At 71.3% G+C, this 23,956-nt stretch carries 24 protein-coding genes; 11 read left to right on the top strand and 13 right to left on the bottom strand.

Annotated features, from left to right (window positions below; translation table 11 throughout):
- Nucleotides 1-8 precede the first annotated feature (8 nt).
- The 7 genes from QRX50_RS38430 to QRX50_RS38400 all read left to right on the top strand — a co-directional run bounded on the left by QRX50_RS38430 (nt 9) and on the right by QRX50_RS38400 (nt 6,343).
- Nucleotides 9-1,325 carry a GH92 family glycosyl hydrolase gene (locus QRX50_RS38430; protein WP_353074193.1) on the top strand — a complete coding sequence of 439 codons (1,317 nt, stop codon included), beginning with the start codon at nt 9-11 and terminating at the stop codon, nt 1,323-1,325.
- Nucleotides 1,326-1,471: 146 nt separating this feature from the next.
- On the top strand, nt 1,472-1,642 hold the full coding sequence (locus QRX50_RS38425) for a hypothetical protein (RefSeq protein WP_285967972.1): 171 nt from the start codon (nt 1,472-1,474) through the stop codon (nt 1,640-1,642).
- Nucleotides 1,643-1,819: 177 nt separating this feature from the next.
- Nucleotides 1,820-2,260 carry a hypothetical protein gene (locus tag QRX50_RS38420; protein WP_285967971.1) on the top strand — a complete coding sequence of 147 codons (441 nt, stop codon included), beginning with the start codon at nt 1,820-1,822 and terminating at the stop codon, nt 2,258-2,260.
- Between the two features lie 82 nt (nt 2,261-2,342).
- The gene (locus tag QRX50_RS38415) at nt 2,343-3,320 is read left to right on the top strand and encodes a hypothetical protein (RefSeq protein WP_285967970.1); all 978 of its coding nucleotides are present in this window, start codon (nt 2,343-2,345) and stop codon (nt 3,318-3,320) included.
- Between the two features lie 149 nt (nt 3,321-3,469).
- A complete protein-coding gene (locus QRX50_RS38410; RefSeq protein ID WP_285967969.1) occupies nt 3,470-4,381 on the top strand; it encodes a universal stress protein in 912 nt (303 codons plus the stop codon).
- Nucleotides 4,382-4,525: 144 nt separating this feature from the next.
- Nucleotides 4,526-6,067 (top strand): CoA transferase, encoded by a 1,542-nt coding sequence (locus QRX50_RS38405; RefSeq protein WP_285967968.1) that lies wholly within the window; start codon nt 4,526-4,528, stop codon nt 6,065-6,067.
- Nucleotides 6,068-6,151: 84 nt separating this feature from the next.
- Nucleotides 6,152-6,343 carry a hypothetical protein gene (locus QRX50_RS38400; protein ID WP_285967967.1) on the top strand — a complete coding sequence of 64 codons (192 nt, stop codon included), beginning with the start codon at nt 6,152-6,154 and terminating at the stop codon, nt 6,341-6,343.
- A gap of 39 nt (nt 6,344-6,382) precedes the next feature.
- Here QRX50_RS38400 and QRX50_RS38395 read toward each other — a convergent pair whose 3' ends face one another.
- Entirely contained in the window at nt 6,383-7,372 is a 990-nt protein-coding gene (locus tag QRX50_RS38395; protein ID WP_285974671.1) for a GNAT family N-acetyltransferase, read from the bottom strand.
- A 37-nt stretch (nt 7,373-7,409) separates the two neighbouring features.
- On the bottom strand, nt 7,410-7,595 hold the full coding sequence (locus QRX50_RS38390) for a hypothetical protein (RefSeq protein ID WP_285967966.1): 186 nt from the start codon (nt 7,593-7,595) through the stop codon (nt 7,410-7,412).
- 402 nt (nt 7,596-7,997) lie between these two features.
- Between QRX50_RS38390 and QRX50_RS38385 the strand changes: the two genes are divergently transcribed.
- From QRX50_RS38385 to QRX50_RS38375, 3 genes are all read left to right on the top strand, one after another.
- The gene (locus QRX50_RS38385; RefSeq protein ID WP_285967965.1) at nt 7,998-8,159 is read left to right on the top strand and encodes a hypothetical protein; all 162 of its coding nucleotides are present in this window, start codon (nt 7,998-8,000) and stop codon (nt 8,157-8,159) included.
- A gap of 146 nt (nt 8,160-8,305) precedes the next feature.
- Entirely contained in the window at nt 8,306-8,836 is a 531-nt protein-coding gene (locus tag QRX50_RS38380; protein WP_285967964.1) for a hypothetical protein, read from the top strand.
- A gap of 92 nt (nt 8,837-8,928) precedes the next feature.
- Nucleotides 8,929-10,617, top strand: a complete 1,689-nt coding sequence (locus tag QRX50_RS38375) for a phospholipid carrier-dependent glycosyltransferase (RefSeq protein WP_285967963.1) — start codon at nt 8,929-8,931, stop codon at nt 10,615-10,617.
- 195 nt (nt 10,618-10,812) lie between these two features.
- Here QRX50_RS38375 and mmsB read toward each other — a convergent pair whose 3' ends face one another.
- The 10 genes from mmsB to QRX50_RS38325 all read right to left on the bottom strand — a co-directional run bounded on the left by mmsB (nt 10,813) and on the right by QRX50_RS38325 (nt 22,053).
- The gene (mmsB, locus tag QRX50_RS38370) at nt 10,813-12,036 is read right to left on the bottom strand and encodes a multiple monosaccharide ABC transporter permease (RefSeq protein ID WP_285967962.1); all 1,224 of its coding nucleotides are present in this window, start codon (nt 12,034-12,036) and stop codon (nt 10,813-10,815) included.
- Nucleotides 12,033-13,553, bottom strand: a complete 1,521-nt coding sequence (mmsA, locus tag QRX50_RS38365; protein WP_285967961.1) for a multiple monosaccharide ABC transporter ATP-binding protein — start codon at nt 13,551-13,553, stop codon at nt 12,033-12,035. The genes mmsB and mmsA overlap by 4 nt, the downstream gene beginning before the upstream one ends.
- Nucleotides 13,550-14,650: a multiple monosaccharide ABC transporter substrate-binding protein gene (chvE, locus tag QRX50_RS38360; protein WP_285967960.1), complete on the bottom strand. Its 1,101-nt coding sequence runs from the start codon at nt 14,648-14,650 to the stop codon at nt 13,550-13,552. Before chvE ends, mmsA begins: the two co-directional genes overlap by 4 nt.
- A 14-nt stretch (nt 14,651-14,664) precedes the next feature.
- The gene (gene araA / locus QRX50_RS38355; RefSeq protein WP_285967959.1) at nt 14,665-16,170 is read right to left on the bottom strand and encodes an L-arabinose isomerase; all 1,506 of its coding nucleotides are present in this window, start codon (nt 16,168-16,170) and stop codon (nt 14,665-14,667) included.
- Between the two features lie 30 nt (nt 16,171-16,200).
- Nucleotides 16,201-16,878 carry an L-ribulose-5-phosphate 4-epimerase gene (locus QRX50_RS38350; protein ID WP_285967958.1) on the bottom strand — a complete coding sequence of 226 codons (678 nt, stop codon included), beginning with the start codon at nt 16,876-16,878 and terminating at the stop codon, nt 16,201-16,203.
- On the bottom strand, nt 16,869-18,539 hold the full coding sequence (gene araB, locus QRX50_RS38345; RefSeq protein WP_434533183.1) for a ribulokinase: 1,671 nt from the start codon (nt 18,537-18,539) through the stop codon (nt 16,869-16,871). Before araB ends, QRX50_RS38350 begins: the two co-directional genes overlap by 10 nt.
- Nucleotides 18,540-18,614: 75 nt before the next feature.
- Nucleotides 18,615-19,643 (bottom strand): LacI family DNA-binding transcriptional regulator, encoded by a 1,029-nt coding sequence (locus QRX50_RS38340; protein WP_285967957.1) that lies wholly within the window; start codon nt 19,641-19,643, stop codon nt 18,615-18,617.
- Between the two features lie 137 nt (nt 19,644-19,780).
- The gene (locus tag QRX50_RS38335) at nt 19,781-20,209 is read right to left on the bottom strand and encodes an MmcQ/YjbR family DNA-binding protein (protein ID WP_285967956.1); all 429 of its coding nucleotides are present in this window, start codon (nt 20,207-20,209) and stop codon (nt 19,781-19,783) included.
- 234 nt (nt 20,210-20,443) lie between these two features.
- Complete coding sequence (locus QRX50_RS38330; RefSeq protein WP_285967955.1) at nt 20,444-20,989, bottom strand: hypothetical protein; 546 nt, start codon at nt 20,987-20,989, stop codon at nt 20,444-20,446.
- Nucleotides 20,990-21,054: 65 nt separating this feature from the next.
- Nucleotides 21,055-22,053: a GNAT family N-acetyltransferase gene (locus tag QRX50_RS38325; protein WP_285967954.1), complete on the bottom strand. Its 999-nt coding sequence runs from the start codon at nt 22,051-22,053 to the stop codon at nt 21,055-21,057.
- Nucleotides 22,054-22,177: 124 nt separating this feature from the next.
- Between QRX50_RS38325 and QRX50_RS38320 the strand changes: the two genes are divergently transcribed.
- Nucleotides 22,178-22,585, top strand: coding sequence for a DUF6086 family protein (locus QRX50_RS38320; RefSeq protein ID WP_285967953.1), 408 nt, complete (start codon nt 22,178-22,180; stop codon nt 22,583-22,585).
- 51 nt (nt 22,586-22,636) lie between these two features.
- On the opposite strand, the gene QRX50_RS38315 is transcribed toward QRX50_RS38320, so the two are convergent.
- Nucleotides 22,637-23,794, bottom strand: a complete 1,158-nt coding sequence (locus QRX50_RS38315) for an LLM class flavin-dependent oxidoreductase (RefSeq protein ID WP_285967952.1) — start codon at nt 23,792-23,794, stop codon at nt 22,637-22,639.
- Between the last annotated feature and the right edge of the window lie 162 nt (nt 23,795-23,956).

The raw sequence follows: 23,956 nt of genomic DNA, 5'->3' as shown, positions 1-23,956 counted from the left end.
CGGACGCGCTGGGCAAGGTCGCCGTCGAAGGCGGCACGGCCGAGCAGCGCAAGATCTTTGAAACCGCGCTGTACCACTCGATGATCGACCCGCGGCTGTTCGGCGACGTCGACGGCCGGCACCGCGTGGGCGACACCGCCCCGGTGCGCGACGGCGTCACGCACCGCACGCTGTTCAGCGGCTGGGACGTGTTCCGCGCGCAGTTCCCGCTGCTCACGATCATCGACCCGGACGTGGTGCAGGAGACGATCACGTCGCTGGTCTCGCTCACTGACCGCGGCCTCACGAAGGGCCTCGCCCGGTGGGAGCTACTGGGCAAGGACACCGACACGATGATCGGCGACGCCGCGAGCAACGTCATCGCCGAGGCGTACCTCAAGGGGCTGCGCGGGTTCGACGCCGAGAAGGCGTACCGCTTCTGCCGCGAAGTCGCGATGGGCCCGGCGGAACGCTCCAACCGCACCGATTTCGCGAACTGGACCTCGCTCGGCTACTGCGTCACCTACAGCCTCTCCTCGACGCTGGAAAACGCGTACACCGACTACGCCCTCGCACGGTTCGCCGAAGCGTTGGGCAAGAAGGAAGACGCGACGCGCCTCTATGCGACTTCGCAGAACTACCGGAACCTCTTCAACACCGACGCCGGCTGGTTCCGCGGCCGCAATGCCGACGGCACCTGGATGGGCGATGGCGACGGTTGCATCGAGAGCAACCCGGAGCAGCAGGGCTGGTTCGTGCCGCACGACGTCGGCGGCCTGGCGAAGCTGGCGGGTGGGCGCGCGGCGTTCGTCGACCGCCTCAACGGCATCTTCGAGAAGACGCCGCCGGACGTGATGATGAAGTGGAACGAGTTCTACAACCACAGCAACGAGCCCGTGCAGCAGATGCCCTTCATGTTCACCTACGCGGGTGCGCCGTGGCTCACCCAGAGGTGGTCCCGGTACGTCTGCGAAAACGCCTACCACACGGGCGCAGGCGGCCTGGCGGGCAACGACGACGCCGGGCAGATGTCGGCGTGGTACGTCCTCGCCGCGGCGGGTTTCTACCCCGTTTCCCCCGCGAGCGGCGTGTACATCCTGGGCAGCCCCGTCTTCGATCGCGCGCGCTTCACGACGGGACGAGGCCGGACGTTCACCGTGCGCGCGATCGGCAACTCGCCGGTCAACGTCTACATCACGTCGGCGACGCTGAACGGGAAGCCGTTGCACCGCGCCTGGATCACCCACGACGAGGTCGTCCGCGGCGGCGAACTGGTCCACATGAGCGCGAGGCCGAACCAGGCCTGGGGTGCGAGAGCGTTGCCGCCGTCGCTCACGCCGACGTGATGGCCACTGTCCGATGGCCACTGTCTGATTGCGGCTGTCCGGTAGCCGCGTCCCGGTAGCTGCTGTCGATAGCGCAGTGTCATGGTTTCGCCACAAGATCGCCGTTGGCCCTGTAGTGCCGGAGTCCACTGTGAATAATGGCGGTCGTGGTGAGGTGGAGTGGCTGTCGGGGCTCGAGCGGCGAGCCGCCCCAGCAGCCAGGCGAGGAGCACGGCAAGCAAATCGCGTCGTTCCCGCAGCCGGCCGCGGGGCAGACCCTGGACTGCGTCGCCTCGGGCACGGCGGCCGAGCCGGTGGTGCGGTGCACGGCCAAGTGATCACCGGCTGACCGGAGGGGCGAACGGGCGAGGGCCGCCATTGGTCCTCGTCCGTTTTTCGTTGTGCTTCACGATCACCACCCTCACCCCACCGACCCGCGACGACCACCGCTGACCGGGCAGCGCCTCCTCTGCAGTGCGAAAGAATCAGGTTGTTCGCGACGGACTGCGTCAGGAGTGGTGTTGATGATCGATATGGCAACGGCCGAGGCGGCCGGCGAGCGGTTTCACGGCAGTGCCGTCGCGCGGTTCGCGTTCGGGCTGCTGGTGATCGCCGCGCCGGACAGTCAGGACGATCACGCCGGGTGGGACGCCGCGACGGAGGCCGTCCATGCGGGGAACGACTCCCTGTACGTGGGCGTGCGTGACGCGGCGAGCGGACCGGTCGGAGTCACGTGTGTCGAGGAGCCGTTCGCGGTCGACGGGCTCGGGCTCCTGCACCGCGGCGAAATCGAGCTCTCTCGGCGGTCGCTCGCGATCTACGAGCCGAACGCGCAGCTTCGCCTGGAACTGCCGGTCGAGCGAGTGCTGAACCGGGTGTCGGTCTACGGGGACGACGGCGATGAACCGGCCCGGATCCTTGTCGTGCTGGGAGACCCGAGCGAGCCACTCAGGTGAACCGAACGGCGATCTCCGCCCGGCGTAACGATGTCCCGCTGTCGTCGATGAGGAGGCGACGACGTTTTCCGGGGAGACGCACGTGGAAGAGGAAGACCTGCTCGACTCCCACCCGGACCTGGTGGATCCGGAGTGGCGCCGGCGGGCGGAGGCCGGCGCGCGGGCGGGCGCGAGGAAAGATCGCCGACGGGTGCGCAAGCAGTGGCGCGCACGACTGCCGCGGCCGCGGGGGCGGTGGTGGGGTGCGAGCCTCGTCCTTCTCGTCCTCGGGGTGACGGCGGCCGCGATCGTGCTCGTGGGGAGCCGGCCCAAAACCGAGCCGGCCGCGCCGAATCCGACGGCGGTGCCGGTGCTCGCGCATGTCGATCTGGCGCGACCGTACGACCGGACGCCCGCCGAGAACTGGGCCAAGGGGTTCGACGGGATGGCCACGACCGCGACGGCGGCGTTCAAGCCCGAAGTTGTCACAGAGGCCTACGCGCAGGTCAAGCGCGCGATCTCCGCCGCGCGGCTCGAACCCGCCGTCGTGACGGGGCATGACCCCGCGGCCTTCCTGGCGCAGCTGGCGCCGGACGCGCGGCCGTGGATCGCGTCGAAGATGGCGGAGCACGGCAAGGGCCTGCTGCCGTACGTGACCGAGATCGCCGACGGATACCGCCTGCTCGACGCGGGCCCGCGGACCTTCGGCACCTTGAGCGCGCACCCCGGGGCCAAGCCGGGGGAGCTGGCCGTGGACGCGAAGTACGTGGTCGCCTACGCCTTCGACGACCCCCACCCCGGCGGCCTGACCGGGCCGGCGCAGATCGTCAGCTTCGTGCGCGTGGACGAGAACTACGTGCTCCGCAGCGGCACGAGGTTCAGCAAAACCAGCCAGGGCCTCTGGCTCGACGGCGAGCACAGCGCGTTCTCCTCCGTCGGCTGCGCCGCCGCGAAGACGGGCTTCCTGGCGCCCGGCTACGCCAACCCGCCCGTCGGCCCGGCGCCCGCGGGCGAGCGCGACGCACCCGGCTACTACGACCCGAAATACCCGGTGCCGACCCTGGACGGCTGCCCGGACTGACCCGGCCGCATCACGGCGTCAGCGGCTTTCGAAGAGGCGAGCACCGCCGGACGAAAGTCACCCGGACGGGGGCCTGTTGGCCGTCTCGCGCGCCGGTCCGCTGCGATTACAGTCCGGGGTGCCGGCAGACCGACGAAGGCGGGGAATCCATGGCAAGCGCGTCCACCGATCTGGTCGTCGGGGTCGACGAGAGCGAGTCGTCGCTGATGGCGGCGCGCTGGGCCGCGCGGATGGCCCGCGAGCGCGGCCTCGGGCTGCGGCTCGTGCACGCCGTGGACGAGATCCCCGTGTCGTACCCGCACGCCGCGCCGACGTACGAGGACGCGCAGCGGGTCGTCGGCGAACGCGGCGATCGGGTGCTCCGCCGGGCGCAGGCGGCCGTCGCCGAGGTGGCGCCGGAGCTGGCCGCCGAGGCCGTGTTGCGGCCGGAGCAGCCGGCGTCGGCCCTGCGTGCCGAGTCCGCGTCGGCCGGGATGCTGATCCTCGGCTCGACGGGGCAGCGCCGGCTCGGCCGGTTCGTGCTGGGCTCGGTGTCGGTCTCGCTCGCTTCGCACGCGGAGTGCCCGGTCGCGTTCGTGCGTCCCCACGTCGCCGAGGACGCGCCGCCGGTGGACGGCCCGGTCGTGGTCGGCGTGGACGCCACGCCGATCGGCGAGGACGCGATCGGCGCCGCCTTCGAGGAAGCGTCGTGGCGGCGGACTCCGCTCGTGGCCGTGCACTGCTGGAAGGAAGGCTTCCTGGCGTCGGTGTTCGAGGAGTCCGGCTCGTCCGCCGACGTCGACAAGATCGAGGCCCACGAGCGGGAACTGCTCGCCCAGCGCCTCGCCGGGTGGCAGGCGAAGTACCCCGACGTGCAGGTCCAGCGCGTGGTCGTGAAGGAAAAGCCGGTCGACGGCCTGCTCGACTGGGCCGACCGCGCGCAGCTGCTGGTCGTCGGCAGCCGCGGCCGCGGCGGGCTCGCCGGCCTGGCGCTCGGATCCACCAGCCAGAGCTTGATCTCGTACGCGTTGTGCCCCGTTCTGGTGGTGCGCGGGAACCGCCCGGCGGCTTCGCAGGACTGACGGATTCTCCCGAGTGGGCCCGGCGGGCCACGGTCGTCGCTACGATCGACGCGCTTCGCTGCCCGCCGCACCGCGACGCCCTGGCGCGGGCGAGCTCGTGGCCCGGGTCGTGGACGTCGCGGTCCCGACCCTGGAGTGTCCACTGTGGAAACGACCGATCCGCGGGCGATGCGCGACGCCATGCTCCGCGCGGTACGCGCCCGCGCGTCCGACGACGCGTTCGACCCGCACGCCGAGCTGCGCGAAGTGCTGGCACCACTGGGTTTCACGCCCGAGGACAGCGGCGGCGCGATCACCTTCCTCAAGCGCGATCCGCTGCTGCCCAGCGCCATCCGCATCGGCGGGGCGGCGGCTGTCGCGCTGACCCAGCAGTCGGTGCTCGCCGCGAAGCTCTGGCGCCTGCGCACGGGGCTGGGTCAGGACATCACGGTCGACCTGGGCCAGGCCATCCGCCGGCTCGCTCCGGCGTCGGAGCTGCGGTGGGAGACGCTCAACGGCTACCCTGCCGACTTGGCCGACCGGCTCGTCGGTTCCTACCTCGGCTTCTACCCGACCCGCGACGGCCGCCACGTCATCCCCGCGAACATCTACCCCGGCCTGAAGTCGAAGATGCTCGCCGTCCTCGACTGCGCGGACAGCCCCGAAGCGCTCGGCCGCGCGATCGCCCGCCACACCGCCGACGAGCTGGAGGAGCTGGGGGAGCGGCACGGCATCGTGTTCGCGAAGGTCCGCAGCGTCGAGGAGTTCGTGGCCGAGCCCGTGTTCGAGCACCTCGCTTCCCGGCCGCTCATCGAGATCGAGAAGGTCGCGGACACCCCGCCCGAACCGTTGCCGGACTGGGGCACGCACCCGCTGTCCGGCATCCGCGCACTCGGCATGGGCCACGTCATCGCGGGCGCCGGCATCGGCCGCTCGCTCGCCGCACTGGGCGCCGACGTGCTCAACGTCTGGCGGGTCATGGAGTTCGAGATGGACTCGCTGGTCGCGACGGCCAACGTGGGCGTCCGCTCGACCCGCCTCAACGTCCGCGGTCCCGACGGCCAGGCGACGCTGCACGCCCTCCTGCGCGACGCCGACGTCTTCTACGCCAACCGCCGCCCCGGGCTGCTCACCGAGCTCGGCGTCGACGCCCACCAGGCCATCGGCCTGCGTCCCGGCCTCGTCCACGTCACCGCCAGCTGCCACGGCGACACCGGCCCGTGGGCCGGCCGCGTGGGCTTCGACCAGGTCGCCGGCACCGTCACGGGCATGGTCGCCGCCGAAGGCACCCTGGCCCAGCCGAAACTCCCCCCGACTTCGATCATCAACGACTACCTCGTCGCCTGGCTGGGCGCCACCGGCGCGCTGGCCGCCCTCATCCGCCGCGCCACGGAGGGCGGCAGCTACCGCGTCCACGTCTCCCTCACCCGCGCCGCCATGTGGGCCACCACCCTCGGCTTCTTCGACCGGGACTACGTCCACCGCGCCGTCGGCAGCGGGGGAGAGCACGAGCTGCTGGACCCGCAGCTGTTCACGTCGCTCACGCCGCTCGGGCTGTACCAGGGCGTCACGGAAAACGTCACCCTCTCGCGGACCCCGCACCACTACCTCAACGTGCTCTCACCCCGCGGCGCCGACCAACCGGCGTGGCTGCCGAAGCCCCGGCAGGTCGACGTCGCCGCGCTCGCGAAGGCACTCAACCGCTGAGCCGGCGGACCTTTCCGTGCGTGAGCTGCTCGGGCCGGCCGGCCGATGCGCGAGGATGACCGCCATGGACGTTGGACGGTCGAAGTGGATCGCGCGCTTGCCGAGCAGATCCGGCGTTGGCGCGGCCTCGACGAGGAGACGTGGCGGCAGATCGCCATTCTCGTGACCGCGCGGCTCGGACTGCCGCACAGCACCGACCAGACCGCCGGGCGGCGGCTCTGCGAGGACGCGGCCCGGATGCTCGGCGAGGATCCGGACCGCGAGCCTTGGAACTAGCGTCGCCGCCGAACGGCCCGGATCGCTGAGCCGGCACCGTCAGAACCAGTGCAGGCAGTGCGGCTCTCGTTCCCCGCGGAACAGCGCGTCGGCGGCAGCCGCGGCCTCGGGATGGTGCGCGTGGATGTGGCCGGCGCGCACGAGGGTGCTCGGGGTGGTGCCGCCGAGGTAGAGGGAGCCGAGGTCGCGCACGTCGAGGGACAGGTCGGGGGCGCGGTCCGTGGGGACGCACTCGGCCTTGCCGTCGCGGACGGTCAGGAGGTGGCGGCCGCGCTCGGCGAGGAAGGGGTCGGTGACGTCGAGGACGAGTTCGCCGTCGGTGAACCAGCCGCGGGTGGTCAGCGCGCGCGGGACGTCCAGCAGCCGCACCCACAGCCAGTCGTCGTCGCGGGCCTCGCCGGCGCGGAAGTCCGCGAGCTGCCAGCGCAGCGGGTGCCACGGCGGGACGTGCTTGAACACCACGCGCGTGACCAGGTCGTGGCCGAGCACGAACCGGGCCAGGGCCGTGAAGACGGCGTCGTCGGTGGCGATGGTTTCGTCGACGGTCAGCGTGCCGGGCTCGCCGAGCGAGTAGCTGGCGTACCCGTCCGGGTTCCCGTCGGCGTCCCGGTGCACGGCGATGTACCGCGGTGCCGCGGTGATCGGCGGCTGGCCCGCGCGCAAGGCCCACCACCGGTGCGGCCGGGACAACGCACCGGGCTGCGCGCGGCGGTAGCGGTCGTAGACGTCTTCCAGCAGCTCGCCGCACTCGTCCCGCTTCAGCACCTCGACCGAGCCGGCGTCGGCCGGCGCCTGGGCCCGCGGTGCGGCGAGCGCGGCCTGGTGCCGCGCCACCGTCAGCTGCCCGGTGTAGGTCGCCGGCCCGTAGCCGAAGCGGCCGTAGATCGTGGCCTCCGACGCCAGCAGCACGGACAGGAACTCCCCGCGCGCCCGCAGTTCGGCCAGCTGGTGCCGCATCATCGCGCTCAGCACCCCCCGGCGCCGATGCGAAGGCAGCACCCCGACGGACGTGATCCCGGCCGCCGGCACCACGACCTCGCCCGGCAGCGTGAGCTCGAACGAGTAGTTAGGCCGCCGCGGTCCCGACGGGCCGCCCGTCCGCCAGAGCCAGCACCCCGCGGTCCATTTCGAGCGCCGACCACCACAACCCGCCGCCACCCTCGGCCGGCGCCTCCGGGAACCGCGCGAACGCGGTGTGGACGGTGGCGACGAAGACGTCGAAGTCTTGCTCGGTCGTGGCGCGGATCTCCACTGCGGCGATCTCCCCGGGTGTCGTGGCTGTCGCGCCACAGTGCATCGGCGTCGCGAGGCCGGGTCAACCGAATTACCGGCACCGCCTGAAGGCCCAGTGGGCGGCAGCACCGCACCGGCCACGTCGGGCAGGTCGTGGGATCCACCTCGGCGAGAGGACGGTATCGAGCTGGCCGACGGCCCTTGCCTTCGGCGGCGCTCCCCACCGAACTGCGAGCACGCGCCTGCCTGCCTCCCGGCAAAAGCAGCAGAATCATCCCACCCGCCGCAGCGACGTTTCGATCTACGGCGAGCTCGGTGACGGCCGCGGATCCCGGGCGGGCCAACGGCGTTTGCGCCCCGCGAGCCGCGGTAGTCGGACGTGCCTCCCGCCGGGGAGGTGGTGAACGCAGAAGGAGCTTCGATGATCGCGTTGCTGGGGATTCTGCTGGTGGTCTGGCTCGTGTGCGTGGTACTGGGGGTCGTGATCAAAGGCTTGTTCTGGCTGGTGATCCTCGGCGCGGTGCTCTTCGTGGCGACGGCGGTGATCGCGTTCGTCAAGCGCAAGACCGTGGGCAGCTGCTGACCGGCCCTCCTCGGCGAAGTCGTCGGCATTGGTCCACACGGGACGGTGCCGGCGCGTCCGTCCGGTTCCGGCGGCGGGACCGGTCCCGCCGCTTCCCCCTTGACCTTCGGCTCGTCCGGAGGTCGAGTGCGAACGGGGGATCGGGCATGGCGGACCGTCCCGAGGTCGAGGTCGTCGGCGTGATGGTGGGGGTGACGGCGGGGATCCTCAGCGATCCGCTGGTGCCGTGGTGGCTGTTCCTGCTGATCGCCGCCGGGGTGGCCGCTCTCGCCGGGGGGATCGTCGCGCAGGCGGTGGCCAACCTGCCGTCGGTGCGCCCCGCGGTGCTCGCGGGTGCGACGGTGTTCGGGGGTCTCCTGGGCGGCCTGGCCGGCGTCGCGGTCGCGGGCTCCCGGGTGAACGCTTGGCAGGATTGCGCGATCCTGCTGTCCGGCTACGTCGTGCTGCGCCTGGCCGGCGCCACCGCGGACCGCCTGGGCGCGGGCACCAACGTCTCGCTGATCGCGTCCCTCACCGGCGAGGTCGTCACCTTGGCCACCGTGCCGCTGCTGCTCGCGGCCCACCCCCAGCTTTCGATCTGGGCCGTCGTCGGCATCGGCGCCGGCGTGGGCTGGCTCGAGGGCGCCGTCACGGCGATGGCATTGTCACCCGGACGGACTGCGGTGGCCGAGGACTAGCGCGTGGCCGCGCCGTCGACGGCTGAGGCGGAGGTCCGATCGCTGCGTAACATGGGCTCGGACGTGTTCTCTCGCGTGGAAGGAACTTCGGGTTGTCGCCGCCTCCGAGCCAGCTGTCGAGCGCGGGCGAGGCGACCCCGGCGGACCCGGTTCCGGCCCCGGCGGGCCGGTTCGAGTGGCTGCGGCGGTGGGCGTTCGCGATCGTCGGGTTCGTGTTGCTCGCGCAGATGGCGTTCGCGATGGTCACCACGGCCGTCGAGCAGACCCCGACGATCGACGAGCCCGTGTACGTCGGCACCGCCGTCGTCTACCTCGACCAGCACAGCCTGCGGTACAACCCTGAGCACCCGCCGCTGGGCAAGCTGATCATCGCGTCCGGCCTGGTGTTCACCGACGTGCACCTCGACCCGGCCTTCGCCGGCGACGAAACGCAGCTCGGCCGGCGCGTGCTGTACGAGTCGGGCAGCGATCCCGGCCGGCTGATGCTCCTGGCGCGGCTGCCGATGATCGTGCTCACGCTGCTGTTCGGGCTGGTCGTCTTCGCGTTCGCGCGTGACCTCGCCGGCCCGGTCGGCGGGCTCATGGCGCTCGCGCTCTACGCTTTCTCACCCGACGTCATCGCCTACGGCTCGCTGGCCACGCTCGACGTGCCGATGGCCGGGTTCCTGCTGACGTCGGCCTGGCTGGTGTGGCGGGCCCGGCGCCGGCCCGTGCGGTATCTGCCCCTGGCGGGACTCGCGCTGGGCGCGGCGATCGCCACGAAGATGAGTGCGCTGCCCGCGGTTCCGGTGATGCTGCTCCTGGGGGCGTTGTCGGTGTGGCACTTCCGCCGCGGCTCCGGCCACTCTCCGAAACGGACAGCGGCCGAGCTCGCCGCGACGGTCATCGGCATAGGGCTGATCGCCGTCGCCGTCCTCTGGGCCGCCTACCTCGCCGTCGATCCACACTTGCGCTGGCAGGCGCCGCCCGGCCTGCCGAGCCTCCACGGCCTGCGCGCCCTCGCCGACTGGCTGCCGGTGCCCGCGCCGTACCGCGACGGCATGCACCTCCAGTTCGGCTTCGAAGACCAGGTGTGGAGCGGCTTCCTGTTCGGCCGCCTGTATTTCGGCGCCCTCTGGTACTACCTCCCGGCCGCGATCCTCGTGAAGACCCCGCTCGGCACGCTGGCGCTCTGGCTGGGCGGCATCGTCGTGCTGCTCGCGATTCCGCGGCTGCGCCCCGCCGCGCCGTACCTCCTCGTTCCGTCCGCCGTGCTGCTGGCCGCCGCGATGACCGGCAGCCGCGATTTCGGCGTCCGGTACACGGTTTTCCTCCCGATGTTCCTCGCCGTCGCGGCCGCCGGCCTCGTCCTCCTGCACCGCCGCTGGGCCCACCTCACGGCGGCGGCCCTGGTCGTCTTCACGGCCGTCAGCTCCCTGCTGACGTTCCCGTACTACCTGCCCTACGCCAACGAGGCCTTCGGCGGCCCGGCGCAGACCCACCTGCGCCTGCACGACTCGAACGTCGACTGGGGCCAGGACCTCGGCCGCCTCGCCGATCGCCTCCACACGACCTACCCGGGCGAGCACGTCTGGCTGATCTACAAGGGCAGCGGCGTCCCCGCGCACTACGGCATCGAGGCCGCAGACCCGATCCGGGTGCCCCCGGACCAGGTCCACGGCCTCCTCGCCGTCTCCGACTCCTCCGTCGCCAAGGCCGACGCGCACCTGAAGGCCCTGCTGGACACCAGCAACCCGATCGACGAGGTCGGCCACTCGATCACCATCTACCGCCGGCCGTAGCTCCCGGTCACGGCCCGGGGTGCACGGACGGCGTGAACGTGGGCGGCCGCTGATGTGCGGTGGTGTCAAGGTTCAAATCGTGTTGCGGCAGCCAGGCGAACAACCCCGTCCGGCTGCCGCGGCCACGCACCCGCCCGTCCGAGCCACGCTGCTCCTCGCCCGAACCCGGAAGTCCACAGTGGATACACGCGAGTCCTAAGCCGTACCGCGTCGTTTCGTCCAGATGTCGTAGGCGACCGCTGCGAGCAGGACCACGCCCTTGACCAGCATCACGCGCTCGCTCGGGGCGCCGATGAGGGACATGCCGTTGTTGATCACGGCCATGATCAGCCCGCCGGTGATCGCGCCGACGACCTTCCCCACGCCGCCCTGCACGGCGGCGCCGCCGATGAACGCGGCGGCGATCGCGTCGAGCTCGAAGTTCACGCCGGCGGTCGGGCCGGCCTGGTTGAGCCGGCCGGCGAAGATGATCCCCGCGAGCGCGGCCAGCACGCCCATGTTCACGAAGATCCAGAACGCCACCGACTTGACCTTGACGCCCGACAGCGTCGCGGCCTGGAGGTTGCCGCCGACCGCGTAGATGTGGCGGCCGAACACCGAGCGCCCGGCGACGAGCGAGTAGCCGACGACGAGCAGGGCCAGCAGGATCAGCACCCACGGCAGGTTCTTGAACCGCGCGAGCTGCACGACCACGGCGAGCACCAGGATCGCGGCGCCGGCGACCTTCGCGACGAAGACGGGATACGGGTCCACGTCCTGCCCGTAGCCGAGCCGCGCGGAGCGCTTGCGCTGCTGGGTGATCGCGATCGCGGCGACGGTGAGCACCCCGACGATGAGGCTGACCAGGTCGGCGCCGCCGAGCGGGCCGAGGCCGATGTTGCCGAGGTAACCGTCGGTGAAGCCGTTGGACAGCGTGCGGATCGCGTCGGGGAACGGGCCGATGCCCTGGTTGCCCAGCACGGTCAGCGTCAGCGCGCGGAACGCCAGCATCCCCGCCAGTGTCACGATGAAGGCCGGGATGCCGAAGTAGGCGACCCAGTACCCCTGCCACGCGCCGATCACCGCGCCCGTCACCAGGGTGATGAGTACCGCGAGCGGCCACGGCACATGCAGGTTCACCATGAGCACCGCGGAGACGGCGCCGGTCATCGCGACCACCGACCCGGCCGAGAGGTCGATGTGGCCGGAGATGATCACCAGGATCATGCCGATCGCGAGGATCAGCACGTAGGAGTTCTGCACGATGATGTTCGAGATGTTCTGCGGCTCCAGCAGCGCGCCGCCCGTGAGCACTTCGAACAGCACCACGATGAGGGCGAAGGCGACGTAGATCCCGCTCTGGCGCGGGTTGATCGAGATCCGCCTGCCCGGGGTGGCGGCCGGGGGCGCGGCGGGCCGGGCCGTGTCCGTTGTGGTCATGGGCGTTCCTTCGTCATGTACTGCATCAGCAGCTCCTGGGTGGCGTCCTCGCGGGCGACCTCGCCGGTCACCCGGCCCGCGGCCAGCGCGTAGATCCGGTCGCACAGGCCGAGCAGCTCGGGCAGCTCGGAGCTGATGACCAGCACGGCCTTCCCTTGCGCGGCAAGGGAGTTGATGATCGAGTAGATCTCGAACTTCGCGCCGACGTCGATGCCGCGGGTCGGCTCGTCGAGGATCAGCACGTCCGGATCGGTGAAGATCCACTTGGCCAGCACGACTTTCTGCTGGTTGCCGCCCGAGAGCTTCCCGGTCACGCTGCGCACGGTCGGCGCCTTGATCCGCAGGTCCCGGCGGAACCCCGCGGCGGTGTCGTGCTCGGCGTGCTCGTCGACCCAGCCCCGGCGCGCCAGCTTGCCGAGGCCGGCGGCCGAGACGTTGCGCTGCACGTCTTCGATGAGGTTGAGCCCGTAGCGCTTGCGGTCCTCGGTGGCGTAGGCGATGCCGTGGCGCACGGCGTCGCGGACCGAGCGGACGTCGATCGGCACGCCGTCCTTGACCAGCCGGCCGGAGATGCCGGTGCCGTAGGAACGTCCGAACACGCTCATCGCCAGCTCGGTCCGGCCCGCGCCCATCAGCCCGGCCAGGCCGACCACCTCCCCGCGCCGCAGCGTCAGGTTGGCGCCCTCGACCACGACCCGGCCCGGCTGCGTCGGGCTGTGCACGGTCCAGTCCTCGATCCGCAGCACCTCGTCGCCGATGTCGGGCACCCGCGGCGGGAAGCGGTGCTCCAGGTCGCGTCCGACCATGCCGGTGATCAGCCGCTCCTCGGTGAGCCCGGCCGCGTCGAGGGTCTCGATCGTCCGGCCGTCGCGCAGGATGGTGACGGTGTCGGCGATCGCGATCACCTCACCGAGCTTGTGGGAGATGATCACCGACGTCACGCCTTCGTCGCGCAGACCACGCAGCAGGTCGAGCAGGTGCGCGGAGTCGTCGTCGTTGAGCGCGGCGGTCGGCTCGTCGAGGATGAGCAACCGCACCTGCTTCGACAGCGCCTTCGCGATCTCCACGAGCTGCTGCTTGCCGACGCCGAGGTCACGCACCGGCGTGACCGGGTTCTCCGCGAGGCCGACGCGCCGCAGCAGCTCGCCGGCCTCGTGGTTGGTGCGGTTCCAGTCGATGAACCCACGCCGCGCCCGCTCGTTGCCGAGGAAGATGTTCTCCGCGATCGAGAGCTGCCCGCACAATGCCAGCTCCTGGTGGATGATCACGATGCCCCGGCGTTCGCTGTCGCGTACCGAACCGAACTCGCAAGCGTCGTCGTCGAACCGGATCTCCCCGGTGTAGCTGCCGTGCGGGTGCACCCCGGAGAGCACCTTCATCAGGGTCGACTTCCCGGCGCCGTTCTCCCCGCAGATCGCGTGGATCTCCCCGCGGCGCACGGAAAGGGTGACGTCGGCAAGCGCGGTGACCCCGGGGAAGGTCTTGGTGATCCCGCGCATGCCGAGCAGTTCCGTCATTTCAGCTGGCCCGCGGTGTAGTAGCCGGAGTCCAGGAGCTCCTTCTGGTAGTTGCTCTTGTCGACGACCACGGGCTGCAGCAGGTAGGAGGGGACGACCTTCTTGCCGTTGTTGTAGTCCGTGGTGTTGTTGACCTCCGCCTTGCCGCCCTTGAGCACGGTGTCGGCCATCTTCACGGTGACGTCGGCGAGCTTGCGGGTGTCCTTGAACACCGTCGAGTACTGCTCGCCGGCGATGATGGACTTGACCGAAGCGACCTCGGCGTCCTGGCCGGTGACCACCGGGTAGGACTGGCCGCCGGTGCCGTAACCGTTGCTCTTGAGCGCCGAGAGGATGCCGATGGACAGGCCGTCGTAGGGCGAGAGCACCCCGTCGACCTTCGCGCCGCCGCCGTAGGTCTTGGTGAGCAGGTCCTCCATGCGCCGCTGCGCGGTGGCCGGGTCCCAGCGCAGGATCGCGGTCGGCGCGAACGTCGTCTGGCCGCTCTTCACCACGAGCTTGCCGCTGTCCATGAGCGGCTTGAGCACGGACATGGCGCCGTTGAAGAAGTACGTCGAGTTGTTGTCGTCGGGCGAACCGCCGAACAACTCGATGTTGAACGGTCCCGGTCCCGTTCCGAGGCCCTTCAGCAGCGAGTTCGCCTGTTCGACACCGACCTTGTAGTTGTCGAAGGTGGCGTAGTAGTCGACGTTCGGGCTGTTGAGCAGGAGCCGGTCGTAAGCGATCACCGGGATCTTGTGGTCGGCCGCCTCCTGCAGCTGGGTGGTGATCGCGGTGCCGTCGATGGAGGCGATCACCAGCAGCTTCGCACCCTTGGTGATCTGGTTCTCGATCTGGTTGACCTGGGTGGGGATGTCGTTCTCGGCGTACTGCAGGTCGACCTTGTAGCCGAGCTTCTCCAGCGCTGCCTTGATGTTGTCGCCGTCGTGGATCCAGCGCTCCGACGCCTTCGTCGGCATCGTGACGCCGATCAGCGCGCCGGCCGACGAGCCGGCGGCCGGCTGCTGGTCGGCCGTTTTCACACTCGAACCGCAGGCGGCCAGCGTCAGTGCCAGCGCGGCGACGGTGACCCCTCGGATCCCTCGGATGAACTTCATTGTTCGTGCTCCTTTCAGAAGCCCTGGGCGAGCCGGTGGTAGGCCTGGTTCCAGCGGATCCGGTCGGCGAACCCGGAGGTGGTGGTGCCGGCGTCGATGGTGAGGAGCTCGACGCCGAGCAGGTCGGCGAAGTCGCGGAGGGTCTCGACCGGCACCGCCTGGGTCAGCACGGTGTGGTGCGGCGCGCCGGCCGTGATCCACGACTCGGCCGACGTGGCGAGCGACGGCGCCGGCCGCCAGACCGCGCGCGCGACCGGCAGGCTGGGCAGCGGCTCGTCGGGTGGGACGACCTCGATCTCGTTGGCCACCAAGCGGAACCGGTCGCCGAGGTCGGCCAGGCCGAGCACCACGCCGGGGCCGGGGGCGGCGTCGAACACGAGCCGCACCGGGTCCTCGCGCCCGCCGATGCCGAGCGGGTGGATCTCGCACGACGGGCGCGCGGCGGCGATGCTCGGGCAGACCTCGAGCATGTGCGCGCCGAGGATTTTCGGCTCACCCGGCCCGAAGTGGTAGGTGTAGTCCTCCATGAACGACGTGCCGCGGCCGGTGCCGGCCCCCATCGCCTTCACCGCGGCGAGCAGGGCCGAGGTCTTCCAGTCGCCTTCGCCGCCGAAGCCGTAACCGTCGGCCATCAGCCGCTGCACGGCCAGCCCCGGCAGCTGCCGCAGGCCGCCGAGGTCCTCGAAGTTCGTGGTGAACGCGCCGAAACCGCCCTCGGTGAGGAACCGCCGCAGCCCCAGCTCGACCCTTGCCGCGTACCGCAGGGACTCGTGGCGGGCGCCGGTTTCGGCGAGCTGCGGCGCCAGGTCGTAGGCCGACGCGTACTCGGCGACCAGTTCGCCGGTGTCCTTTTCGGACGCGCTGTCGACGAGCTCGACGAGGTCGTTCACGCCGTAGGTGTTGACCGAGACGCCGAAGCGCAGCTCGGCCTCGACCTTGTCCCCTTCGGTCACGGCGACGTCGCGCATGTTGTCACCGAAGCGCGCCAGCCGCAGCTCGCGCAGGTGGTCCGCGCCGATCGCGGCCCGCGCCCACGCGTCGATCCGGGCCACGACCACCGGGTCGCCCGCGTGCCCGGCGACGGTCTTGCGCGGCACGGAAAGGCGGGTCAGCACGTGGCCGAACTCGCGGTCTCCGTGGGCGGCCTGGTTGAGGTTCATGAAGTCCATGTCGATGCTGCGCCACGGCAGGGCTTCGTTGAGCTGGGTGTGCAGGTGCAGCAACGGTTTCCGCAGCGCGTCGAGGCCGCCGATCCACATCTTCGCCGGCGAGAAGGTGTGCATCCACGCGATCACCCCGACGCAGGAGGTGTCGGCGTTGGCCTCGAGCAGCAGCCGGCGGATCGCGGGGGCCTCGGTCAGGACCGGTTTCCCGACCAGCTCGGCCGAAAGCCGTCCCGTCGAGGCGAGCAGCCGCTGGATCTCCAGCGACTGGCCGGCGACCTGTGCCAGCGTGTCCTCGCCGTAGAGCGCCTGGCTCCCGGTGAGGAACCAGACCTGGGGTTTGTTCTGCGAAGCCATGTGTCTCCTCGTCGTGTGCGCCGGCCGGGCTCAGCGCTGGCCGTAGACGTTCTGGTAGCGCGCGTAGAGGCGGTCGATGTCCTCGGCCGGCAACGGCGCGGGCGCGCCCAGCTCGAAGGCCTTGTGGACGGTCCGGGCCACGTCCTCCACCAGCACCGCCGCCTTCACCGCGTCGCGGGCGGTGCGCCCGACGGTGAACGGGCCGTGGTTGCGCATGAGAACGGCGGGGGAGCGGCTCGCCCGCAGCGTCTCGACGATGCCGCGGCCGATGGAGTCGTCGCCGATCAGCGCGAACGGCCCCACCGGGATCGCCCCGCCGAACTCGTCGGCGATCATCGTGAGCACGCACGGGATGGGCTCGCCGCGCGCGGCCCACGCGGTGGCGTAGGTGGAGTGCGTGTGCACGACCCCGCCGACGTCGGGCAGATGCCGGTAGACGTAGGCGTGGGCGGCCGTGTCGGACGAGGGTGCGAGGTCGCCGTCGCGCAGCCGCCCGTGCAGGTCGGTGACGACCATGGTGTCGGCGGACAGCTCGTCGTAGGAGACCCCGGACGGTTTGATCACCATCAGCTCGCGCCCGGGCACCCGTGCCGAGACGTTGCCCGCGGTCCACGCGACCAGCTCGTTGCGGGTCAGCTCGCCGTGCAGGTCCGCGACGGTGCGGCGCAGCTCGGCGACGGTGCCGAGCAGCTCGTCGGTCAGCGACATGTCAGGACTGTCCTTTCGCCGGCGGATGCGGCGGCGTGGCGGCGGGCTGCGAGGCGGTGCAGCACGTCGCTGCCGCCACGGCCGAAGTGGTCGTGCAGCTCGCGGTAGTCGGCGTAGAGCTCGTCGTAGGCGCGGACGTTGGCCGGCACCGGGCGGTACACGTCCCGGTGGACCGAGCCCATCGCGCGGGAAGCCGCGGTGATGTCCGGGTGGGCGCCGGCCGCCACGGCGGCGTGCAGGGCCGAGCCGACCGCCGGCCCCTGCGCGGACCCGATCACCGACAGGGGCAGGTTCACCACGTCGGCGTAGAGCTGCATCAGGAAGGCGTTGCGGACGAGCCCGCCGGCCACGACCAGCTCGGTGACCGGCACGCACGCGTCCCGGAAGGCTTCGATGATCGTGCGGGTGCCGAACGCGGTGGCCTCCAGCAGGGCCCGGTAGGTGTCCTCGGCGCGGGTGGCCAGCGTCTGGCCGACGACGACGCCGGACAGCTCGTGGTCCACCAGCACCGAGCGGTTGCCGCTGTGCCAGTCGAGCGCGACCAGTCCGTGGGCGCCGATTTCCTGGCCGGCGGCCAGCGTGGTGAGGTGCTCGTGGAGCGAGACGCCCGCTCGCCGAGCGTCCTCGTGGTACGCGGGCGGCACGCCGTGCTCGGCGAACCAGCCGAAGATGTCGCCGACCCCGCTCTGCCCGGCCTCGTAGCCCCACAGCCCGGGCACGATTCCGCCGTCGACGACGCCGCACATGCCGGGCACCGCACGCAGCTCCTCGGCATTGAGCACGTGACACGTCGAGGTGCCCATGATCGCGACCATCCGGCCCGGCTCGACGGCCAGTGCGGCGGGCGCGGTCACGTGGGCATCGACGTTGCCCACCGCGACGGCGATGCCTTCCCGCAGCCCGGTCCACGCCGCCGCTTCGGCCGTGAGCGACCCGGCCCGGTCGCCGAGGCGCCCGAGTGGCCGATCGAGCTTGTCCGGCACGAAGTCCGCGAACCCGGGGTTGAGCTCGCGCAGGAAATCGGCGCCCGGGTACTCGCCGTCCTGCAGGATGCCCTTGTACCCGGCGGTGCAGGCGTTGCGGACGTAGTTGCCGGTCAGCTGCCAGACGATCCAGTCGGCCAGCTCGACCCAGTGCGCCGTCGCCGCGTAGACGGCCGGCGCCTCCTCCAGGACCTGCAGCGCTTTGGCGAACTCCCACTCCGACGAGATCCGCCCGCCGTAGCGGGGCAGCCACTTCTCGTCGCGGGCCCGCGCGAGCTCGGTGATCCGGTCGGCCTGCGGCTGGGCGGCGTGGTGGCGCCACAGCTTCACGTACGCGTGCGGCTCGCGCTCGAACTCCGGCAGCTCGCACAGCGGCGTTCCATCCACAGTGGTCGGTACCACCGTGCACGCGGTGAAGTCCGTGCCGAGGCCCACGACGTCGGCGGGATCGGCGCCGGCGTCGCGGAGCGCGGCGGGGACGGCGGTGCGCAGCACCCCGACGTAGTCCGAGGGGACCTGCAGCGCCCAGTCCGGCGGCAGCGGCTCGCCGGTCACGGGCAGCGCCCGGTCGACGACGCCGTGCGGGTACTCGGACACGGCAGTGCCCAACTCGGCGCCGTCGGAAACCCGCACCACGACGGCGCGGCCCGAGAGCGTGCCGAAGTCGACGCCGACCACGAGAGGCTCGCAGATGTTAGCGTTAACATTCGGAGAGTGCGGGGACACGGGGTTCTCCTTCGGTGGGGACCGCGCTCAGCGTGGTCCGGTGCTCTCCCGGACGATCAGCTCGGGCTCGACCAGGTGGCGCACGTGCTGGTCGCCGCCGCCCATCCGTTCGGTCAGCAGCCCGAAGGTGCGCCGGCCGACTTCGATGAAGTCCTGGCGCACCGTGGTCAGCGGCGGCGTGAAGTACGCCGCCTCGGGGACGTCGTCGAAGCCCGCGACGTGCACGTCGCCCGGCACGCCGATGCCGGCCTCGGTGAACGCGCGCAGCAACCCCAGCGCCATCTGGTCGTTGGCGGCGAACACCGCGTCCAGCCCGCCGTTCCCGGCGGGCACCTTCTTGGCCAGCGTCCGCCCGGCGGCGTAGCCGGAGGCCGGGCTCCAGTCGCCGCGGATGACGGGTGGCACCTCGGCGCCGTGACGCTGCAGCGTCTCGCGCCAGCCGCGCTCGCGTTCGAGGGCTTCCAGCCAGTCCTGCGGCCCGGCGACGTGCCACACCGTGCGGTGCCCGAGCGCGAGCAGGTGCTCGGTCGCGCGGCGGGCGCCGTCGTACTGGTCCACGGAGATCACCGGAACCGGCGCGCCCTCGCCGCCGCCGACGGCGACCACCGGGACCGCAGAAGGCACTCCCGCCAGGGCCTGCCCGGCCGTGACGTGCGGCGCGATCACGACGATCCCCTCCACCGCCTGGCGCCGCAGGCTCTCCACCGCGTCCGCGATGGACGAGCGGCCCGGGCGGCTCACGCTCGAGATCGTGATGGCGTAACCGGCTTCCCGGGCGGCGTTCTCGATGCCGTGCAGGGTGCTCGCGGGTCCGTACAGATTGGACTCGAGCGCGACGACGCCGAGAGTGCCGGAGCGGCCCGTGACAAGCGTGCGGGCCGCGGAGTTGGGCCGGTAACCCAACTCCTCCACCGCGGCCATCACCCGCGCCCGGGTCTCGGGGCGAACCGGGCCGGTGCCGTTGATCACCCGCGAGACGGTCATGTGGGAGACGCCCGCGAGCCCGGCCACGTCCGTGAGGCTCGCCTGCCGGTCGCCGGCCGCTCCTGCTGACACTTCGTCACCGCCTTCCTCGTCCGGGTGGTCCAATCCACTCTTTCCGGCGAATAGTGTTAGCGATAACAGTCACCCGGTCAAGGCTCGGCTCGGTCACGACTGGGTCTCCTGATCGTCGGGAGATCGGACCGCGTGCCTCAGCCGGCCGGGGGCGGGTGTTCGGCGAGCCACGCGGCCGCGCGGCTCGCGGAGGCGCGCGAGAGCCACGCCTCCTGCACCACCTCCGCCAGCTCGCCCCGGCTGAGCTCGCCGAGGCGGCACGCCCGCGCCAGCACCGAAAGGTGGCCGCGGAAGTGCGGGGTGGTGAAGAACGGCGTGGCCTCGTCCTGCACGAGTGCTTCCTTGTCGGCTTCCGACGGGACCCAGAAGACGATCACGTCGGGGTAGCGCTCACCCGTGCCCGGGTCGACGGCGTCCGGACGCGGGTTGCGGAAGAAGACAAACGACTTGCCGCCGACCTGGTACACGGGCTTGCTTTCCGACCCCGGCCAGATCTTGACGTGCGGCATCGCGAGCGCGAGCTCGTGCACGTCCTCGACGCGGGCGGGACGGTCGTGGACCGGCATCCGTCGAGTGTAGGGGCCGGGTCGCGTCGACGCGACGATCGCGGCACTCCGCGCGGTGTCCACATCGGACAGCGCCGCGACGGCCGTCGAGCTCGGCCGATGTAGTTGCCGGGCAGGCATTCCCGGTCGACGCGGCCCGGTGGTTCAGCGCCGGCGCCGGCTGACGCGCCGGGCGGTGCGCCGCGAGGTGCGGCGGGCGATCCTGCGGGATCCGAACATGGTCTGTCTCCTGTCTCAGGTGCGGCTGGGTGTGGCTGTTTCGAACGTGTGCAGCTGGTTCGCTTCCTCCGCCGTCACCAGGCCGATGGCGACCAGGTCGAGCGGGCTGACGAAGCCGTCGGAGATACGGAACCCGCCCGCTTCCGCGATGGCGTCGCGCAGGGGGATGGCCCAGCGGTGTTCCAGCAGCACGAGGGCGGCGGCCGAGCCGTCCGGGATCTCCGACAACACGTCCCAGGCTTCTTCGTCGGAGAACACCTCGACGCCGTCCGCGGCCTCCTCGGCACCCTCGAGGGCGCCGGCCGCCATGCCTTCCTCACCGTCGATCCCGAGCCCGATCAGCGCGCCGACCTTGCTGCCGAGCTCGATGGCTTCTTCGTCACTGAGGTTGCTCAGGTGGGCGACCTCGATCCCGCCGTCGGAATCCTTGTGCACGGCCAGCGCGTCGACCACGTTGACGGTGCCGCTTTCCCTCAGCCGCTCGAGCTCGGTGATGATCGCGCCGTGGAAGTCCGGTTCCGGAAATCCCAGTACGACGAGCTGGATGGGTCCGATCGTCATGAGTCTGCCTCCGTTCTGCGTCGCGTCCCTCATGGCGAGCATCTGGGCGCGGGTCGCGGACGGCCTCATCTGCGGGAGGTGAGCTTGCCCCGCGCGTCAGATCTCGAGCGCCCAGCGGACGAACGGCCGCTCGGACGTGAAGCCGGCCCTCTCGAAGATCCCGGATGGCCCGCGAGGCTCGCCGAGTCCGCGTTCACGCTGGCCCGGTCGAAGCCGTGCCCGGCGGCCGCCCGCAGCGCGTGCCCGATCAGCGCGCCGGCGACGCCGCGGTTGCGGTAGGCGGGGCTCGTCCCGATCGCCATGAAGTGCACGTCGCGGACGCCGGTGACCGCCGCGTCGGCTTCCCAGTGGTTGGCCACGATCATCCCCGCCGCGGTGCCGTCCGCCGCGTCGCGGAGCAGGAAACTGGCCTCGGGCCGCAGGGTGTGGTTGGCGATCTTGTTCTTCCAATTGCCCGCGGGCAACGGCGCCGGGTTCCAGGTGTCCGCGTACGCCTTGTTGCGGGTCACGCGGAAGTCCTCGTCGTTGTCCTCCGACCACGGCTCGATCCGCAGCCCTTCGGGGATCACTGGCTCGGGGAGCGCGGCGCCGAGCGGGTGCTCCATGCGCCGGAAGTACCGCACGGGCGCGAAGCCTCGCGGGGCCAGGAGCTCGGCCAGCCCGGCGATGTGCCCGGCCTTGTGGACGTCGATCGCTAGCCGCAGCCCCGGATGGTGCAGCGCGTGCAGCGTTTTCGCCGCCGCCACCCCGGCTTCGACGAGCGCGCCACCGATTCCGCGGCGCCGGTGGTCCGGGTGCACGCCGCCGTCGAGGAACACGCGGTGGACCTCTTGCGCGAACCGCTTGTAGCGGATCTTCATGTACCCGGCCAGCACGGCACCGTCGAAGACCGCGAGGCTCGCGCGCTCCAGATCCGCGTAGGGGTCGACCAGCTCCTGGAGGGTGTCCTGCGCGGTGTAGTTCTCGCCGATCCGGTCGACGGCCTCCATGGCGTTGAGCAGATCGGCCGAAGCCTGGGCGTCGTCGCGGGTGAGCGGGCGCCAGGTGAGAGACGTGGTGTCCATGCGCCCGAAGGTATTCACGCGGGGGCGGGCCGTCGCTTCGTTTTCCGGCAAAACGATCGCCGAGCGTCGTGCGCTCTGAGTACGCTCACGCGGCCGTGAAAGCACCGGATGGGGGAGTGAGCCGATGAGTCAATACTTCGACCTCGGCGACACGACGTTGTGGAATCCGTCCAACGGCGTCGGTTTGCTGTTCGTCCGCTCGGCCGAGGCCGTGGCCCCGATCGTCGAGCTGCCGACCGGGGTCAGCCCCAAGGCCGCCGACGAGTGGGCGATCGACTTGCCGGTCTTCGCCGCCTTCGTCGACGCACTCGTCGACCGCTACCAGCGTTCGACCCACCTGATCCTGCGCTCGATGGTCGAAGGCTTCCTCGCCACGGCGATGGTTCTCCTCGACCGCGCGGGCGCCGAGATCCCGTCGCTGAGCCGGGAACCGGGCCCCGACGTCCGCGACGTCTCCGTGTTCGGCACCCCGCCGCCGGCCGGAAAGCTCGCCGAGCTCCGCACCGCCCACGCACGCGCGATGCCCGTCTGAGCCGAGGAAACGCCCGCGGCGGCACCAGAACCGGTGCCGCCGCGCCCACGATCAACCGGACTTCTCCGCCTCGTGCCGGGCCTTCGCCTCCTCCAGTGCCTGGCCCTGCCGGCTGTGCAGCTCGGCCCGCAGCTTCTTCGCCTGCGCCTCGGTGGCGGCGAGGCGGTCGAGCCGCTGCTGGAAGTGCGGGGCGACGGCTTCGGCGAACAGCTCGTAGTGCCGCGCCGTGGCGGCCGGGGTCGCCCACTCGTGCGCCATCATCAGATACGAGCCGAAGCCGCCCTTCGACTGCGTCTCGAGGGTGCCGATCTGGCGGATCGCGTCCTCCGGGGTGCCGATCACGCCGATGCCGCTGGCGTTGATCCAGTCGACGCGTTCGGTGAACGTCGCGCCGCCGGGCTCGAAGTGCGGGACGGCGGCGACGTGCTGCAGGTAGTTGCACCAGTCGTCGAGGCCGTGCTCGACCTCGGCATAGGCCTGTTCCTTCGTCTCGGCCAGGTGCATCGGGCCGACGAGGCGCCAGCCGTCGCGGTTCATCGTGGCGCCGAACTGCGTGGCGCGTTCCTCGGCGACGTCCCAGTGCTGGGCCAGCAGGTCGAGGTCGCCGGTCAGGGTCGCGCCGATCGACAGGAGGCTGAGGCCGTGCTTGCCGGCGATGCGCGGCCCCGACGGCGACGCGATCGCGGCGACGCCGACCTCCAGCCCGCCCTGGGTGAAGGGCCGCAGCTGGCACAGCGCGTCGCGCAGCTGGTAGCGGTCGGTCTTGACCGTCACGGGTTCGGCGCCGTTGAGCAGCTGCATCAGCACGTCGGTGTCCTCCTCCAGCGCGCCGCGCTGGCTGAGGGGGTCGAGCCCGATCATGGACGCGTCGGTGGGCAGCGAGCCCGGGCCGAGGCCGAGCATGAACCGGCCGCGGGTGAGGTGGTCGAGCAGGATCGCGCGGTCGGCCACCCACAACGGGTTGTGGTACGGCAGCGAGAGCACGCCGGTGCCGAGCTTGATCGTCTTCGTCTGAGCCGCGACGTGGGCGATGAAGATCTCCGGGCTCGCGATGAGCTCGACGCCGCAGGAGTGGTGCTCGCCGATCCACGCCTCGTCGTAGCCGAGCCGGTCGAGCAGCTTGATCGTCTCGATGTCGCGAGCCAGTGCCGCCACCGGGCTCTTGGTCGGTGAGGCGTGGAACGGGGCCATGAAGACGCCGAAACGCATGAGTCCTCCTTGACTTCGCCGGCCGGGTGATCGACGGTAACGCCGGTGTGCCGCGCCACACCGGACGCGCGGCGGAACCGTTCAAAAGATGAACACCCCGCCCGTTCGGGGGCTGGCCGCGCGCTTCACCGATCCTGCACACTCGGGTCTCCCGGCGACGAC

The organism is Amycolatopsis sp. 2-15 (assembly GCF_030285625.1).
Lineage (GTDB): Bacteria > Actinomycetota > Actinomycetes > Mycobacteriales > Pseudonocardiaceae > Amycolatopsis > Amycolatopsis carbonis.
The sequence above is the reverse complement of the archived record's forward strand: the minus strand, read 5'-3'. Positions and strand labels throughout refer to the sequence as shown.

Bases quoted from the DNA above. Each gene is read 5' to 3' on its own strand.
- QRX50_RS38335 (WP_285967956.1), bottom strand. From the start codon at position 20,209: ATGCCGGTCCACGACCGTCCCGCCCGCGTCGAGGACGTGCACGAGCTC.
- QRX50_RS38385 (WP_285967965.1), top strand. From the start codon at position 7,998: ATGATCGCGTTGCTGGGGATTCTGCTGGTGGTCTGGCTCGTGTGCGTG.
- QRX50_RS38330 (WP_285967955.1), bottom strand. From the start codon at position 20,989: ATGACGATCGGACCCATCCAGCTCGTCGTACTGGGATTTCCGGAACCG.
- chvE (WP_285967960.1), bottom strand. From the start codon at position 14,650: ATGAAGTTCATCCGAGGGATCCGAGGGGTCACCGTCGCCGCGCTGGCA.
- QRX50_RS38380 (WP_285967964.1), top strand. From the start codon at position 8,306: ATGGCGGACCGTCCCGAGGTCGAGGTCGTCGGCGTGATGGTGGGGGTG.
- mmsB (WP_285967962.1), bottom strand. From the start codon at position 12,036: ATGACCACAACGGACACGGCCCGGCCCGCCGCGCCCCCGGCCGCCACC.
- araA (WP_285967959.1), bottom strand. From the start codon at position 16,170: ATGGCTTCGCAGAACAAACCCCAGGTCTGGTTCCTCACCGGGAGCCAG.
- QRX50_RS38410 (WP_285967969.1), top strand. From the start codon at position 3,470: ATGGCAAGCGCGTCCACCGATCTGGTCGTCGGGGTCGACGAGAGCGAG.
- QRX50_RS38350 (WP_285967958.1), bottom strand. From the start codon at position 16,878: ATGTCGCTGACCGACGAGCTGCTCGGCACCGTCGCCGAGCTGCGCCGC.
- mmsA (WP_285967961.1), bottom strand. From the start codon at position 13,553: ATGACGGAACTGCTCGGCATGCGCGGGATCACCAAGACCTTCCCCGGG.
- QRX50_RS38315 (WP_285967952.1), bottom strand. From the start codon at position 23,794: ATGCGTTTCGGCGTCTTCATGGCCCCGTTCCACGCCTCACCGACCAAG.
- QRX50_RS38325 (WP_285967954.1), bottom strand. From the start codon at position 22,053: ATGGACACCACGTCTCTCACCTGGCGCCCGCTCACCCGCGACGACGCC.
- QRX50_RS38320 (WP_285967953.1), top strand. From the start codon at position 22,178: ATGAGTCAATACTTCGACCTCGGCGACACGACGTTGTGGAATCCGTCC.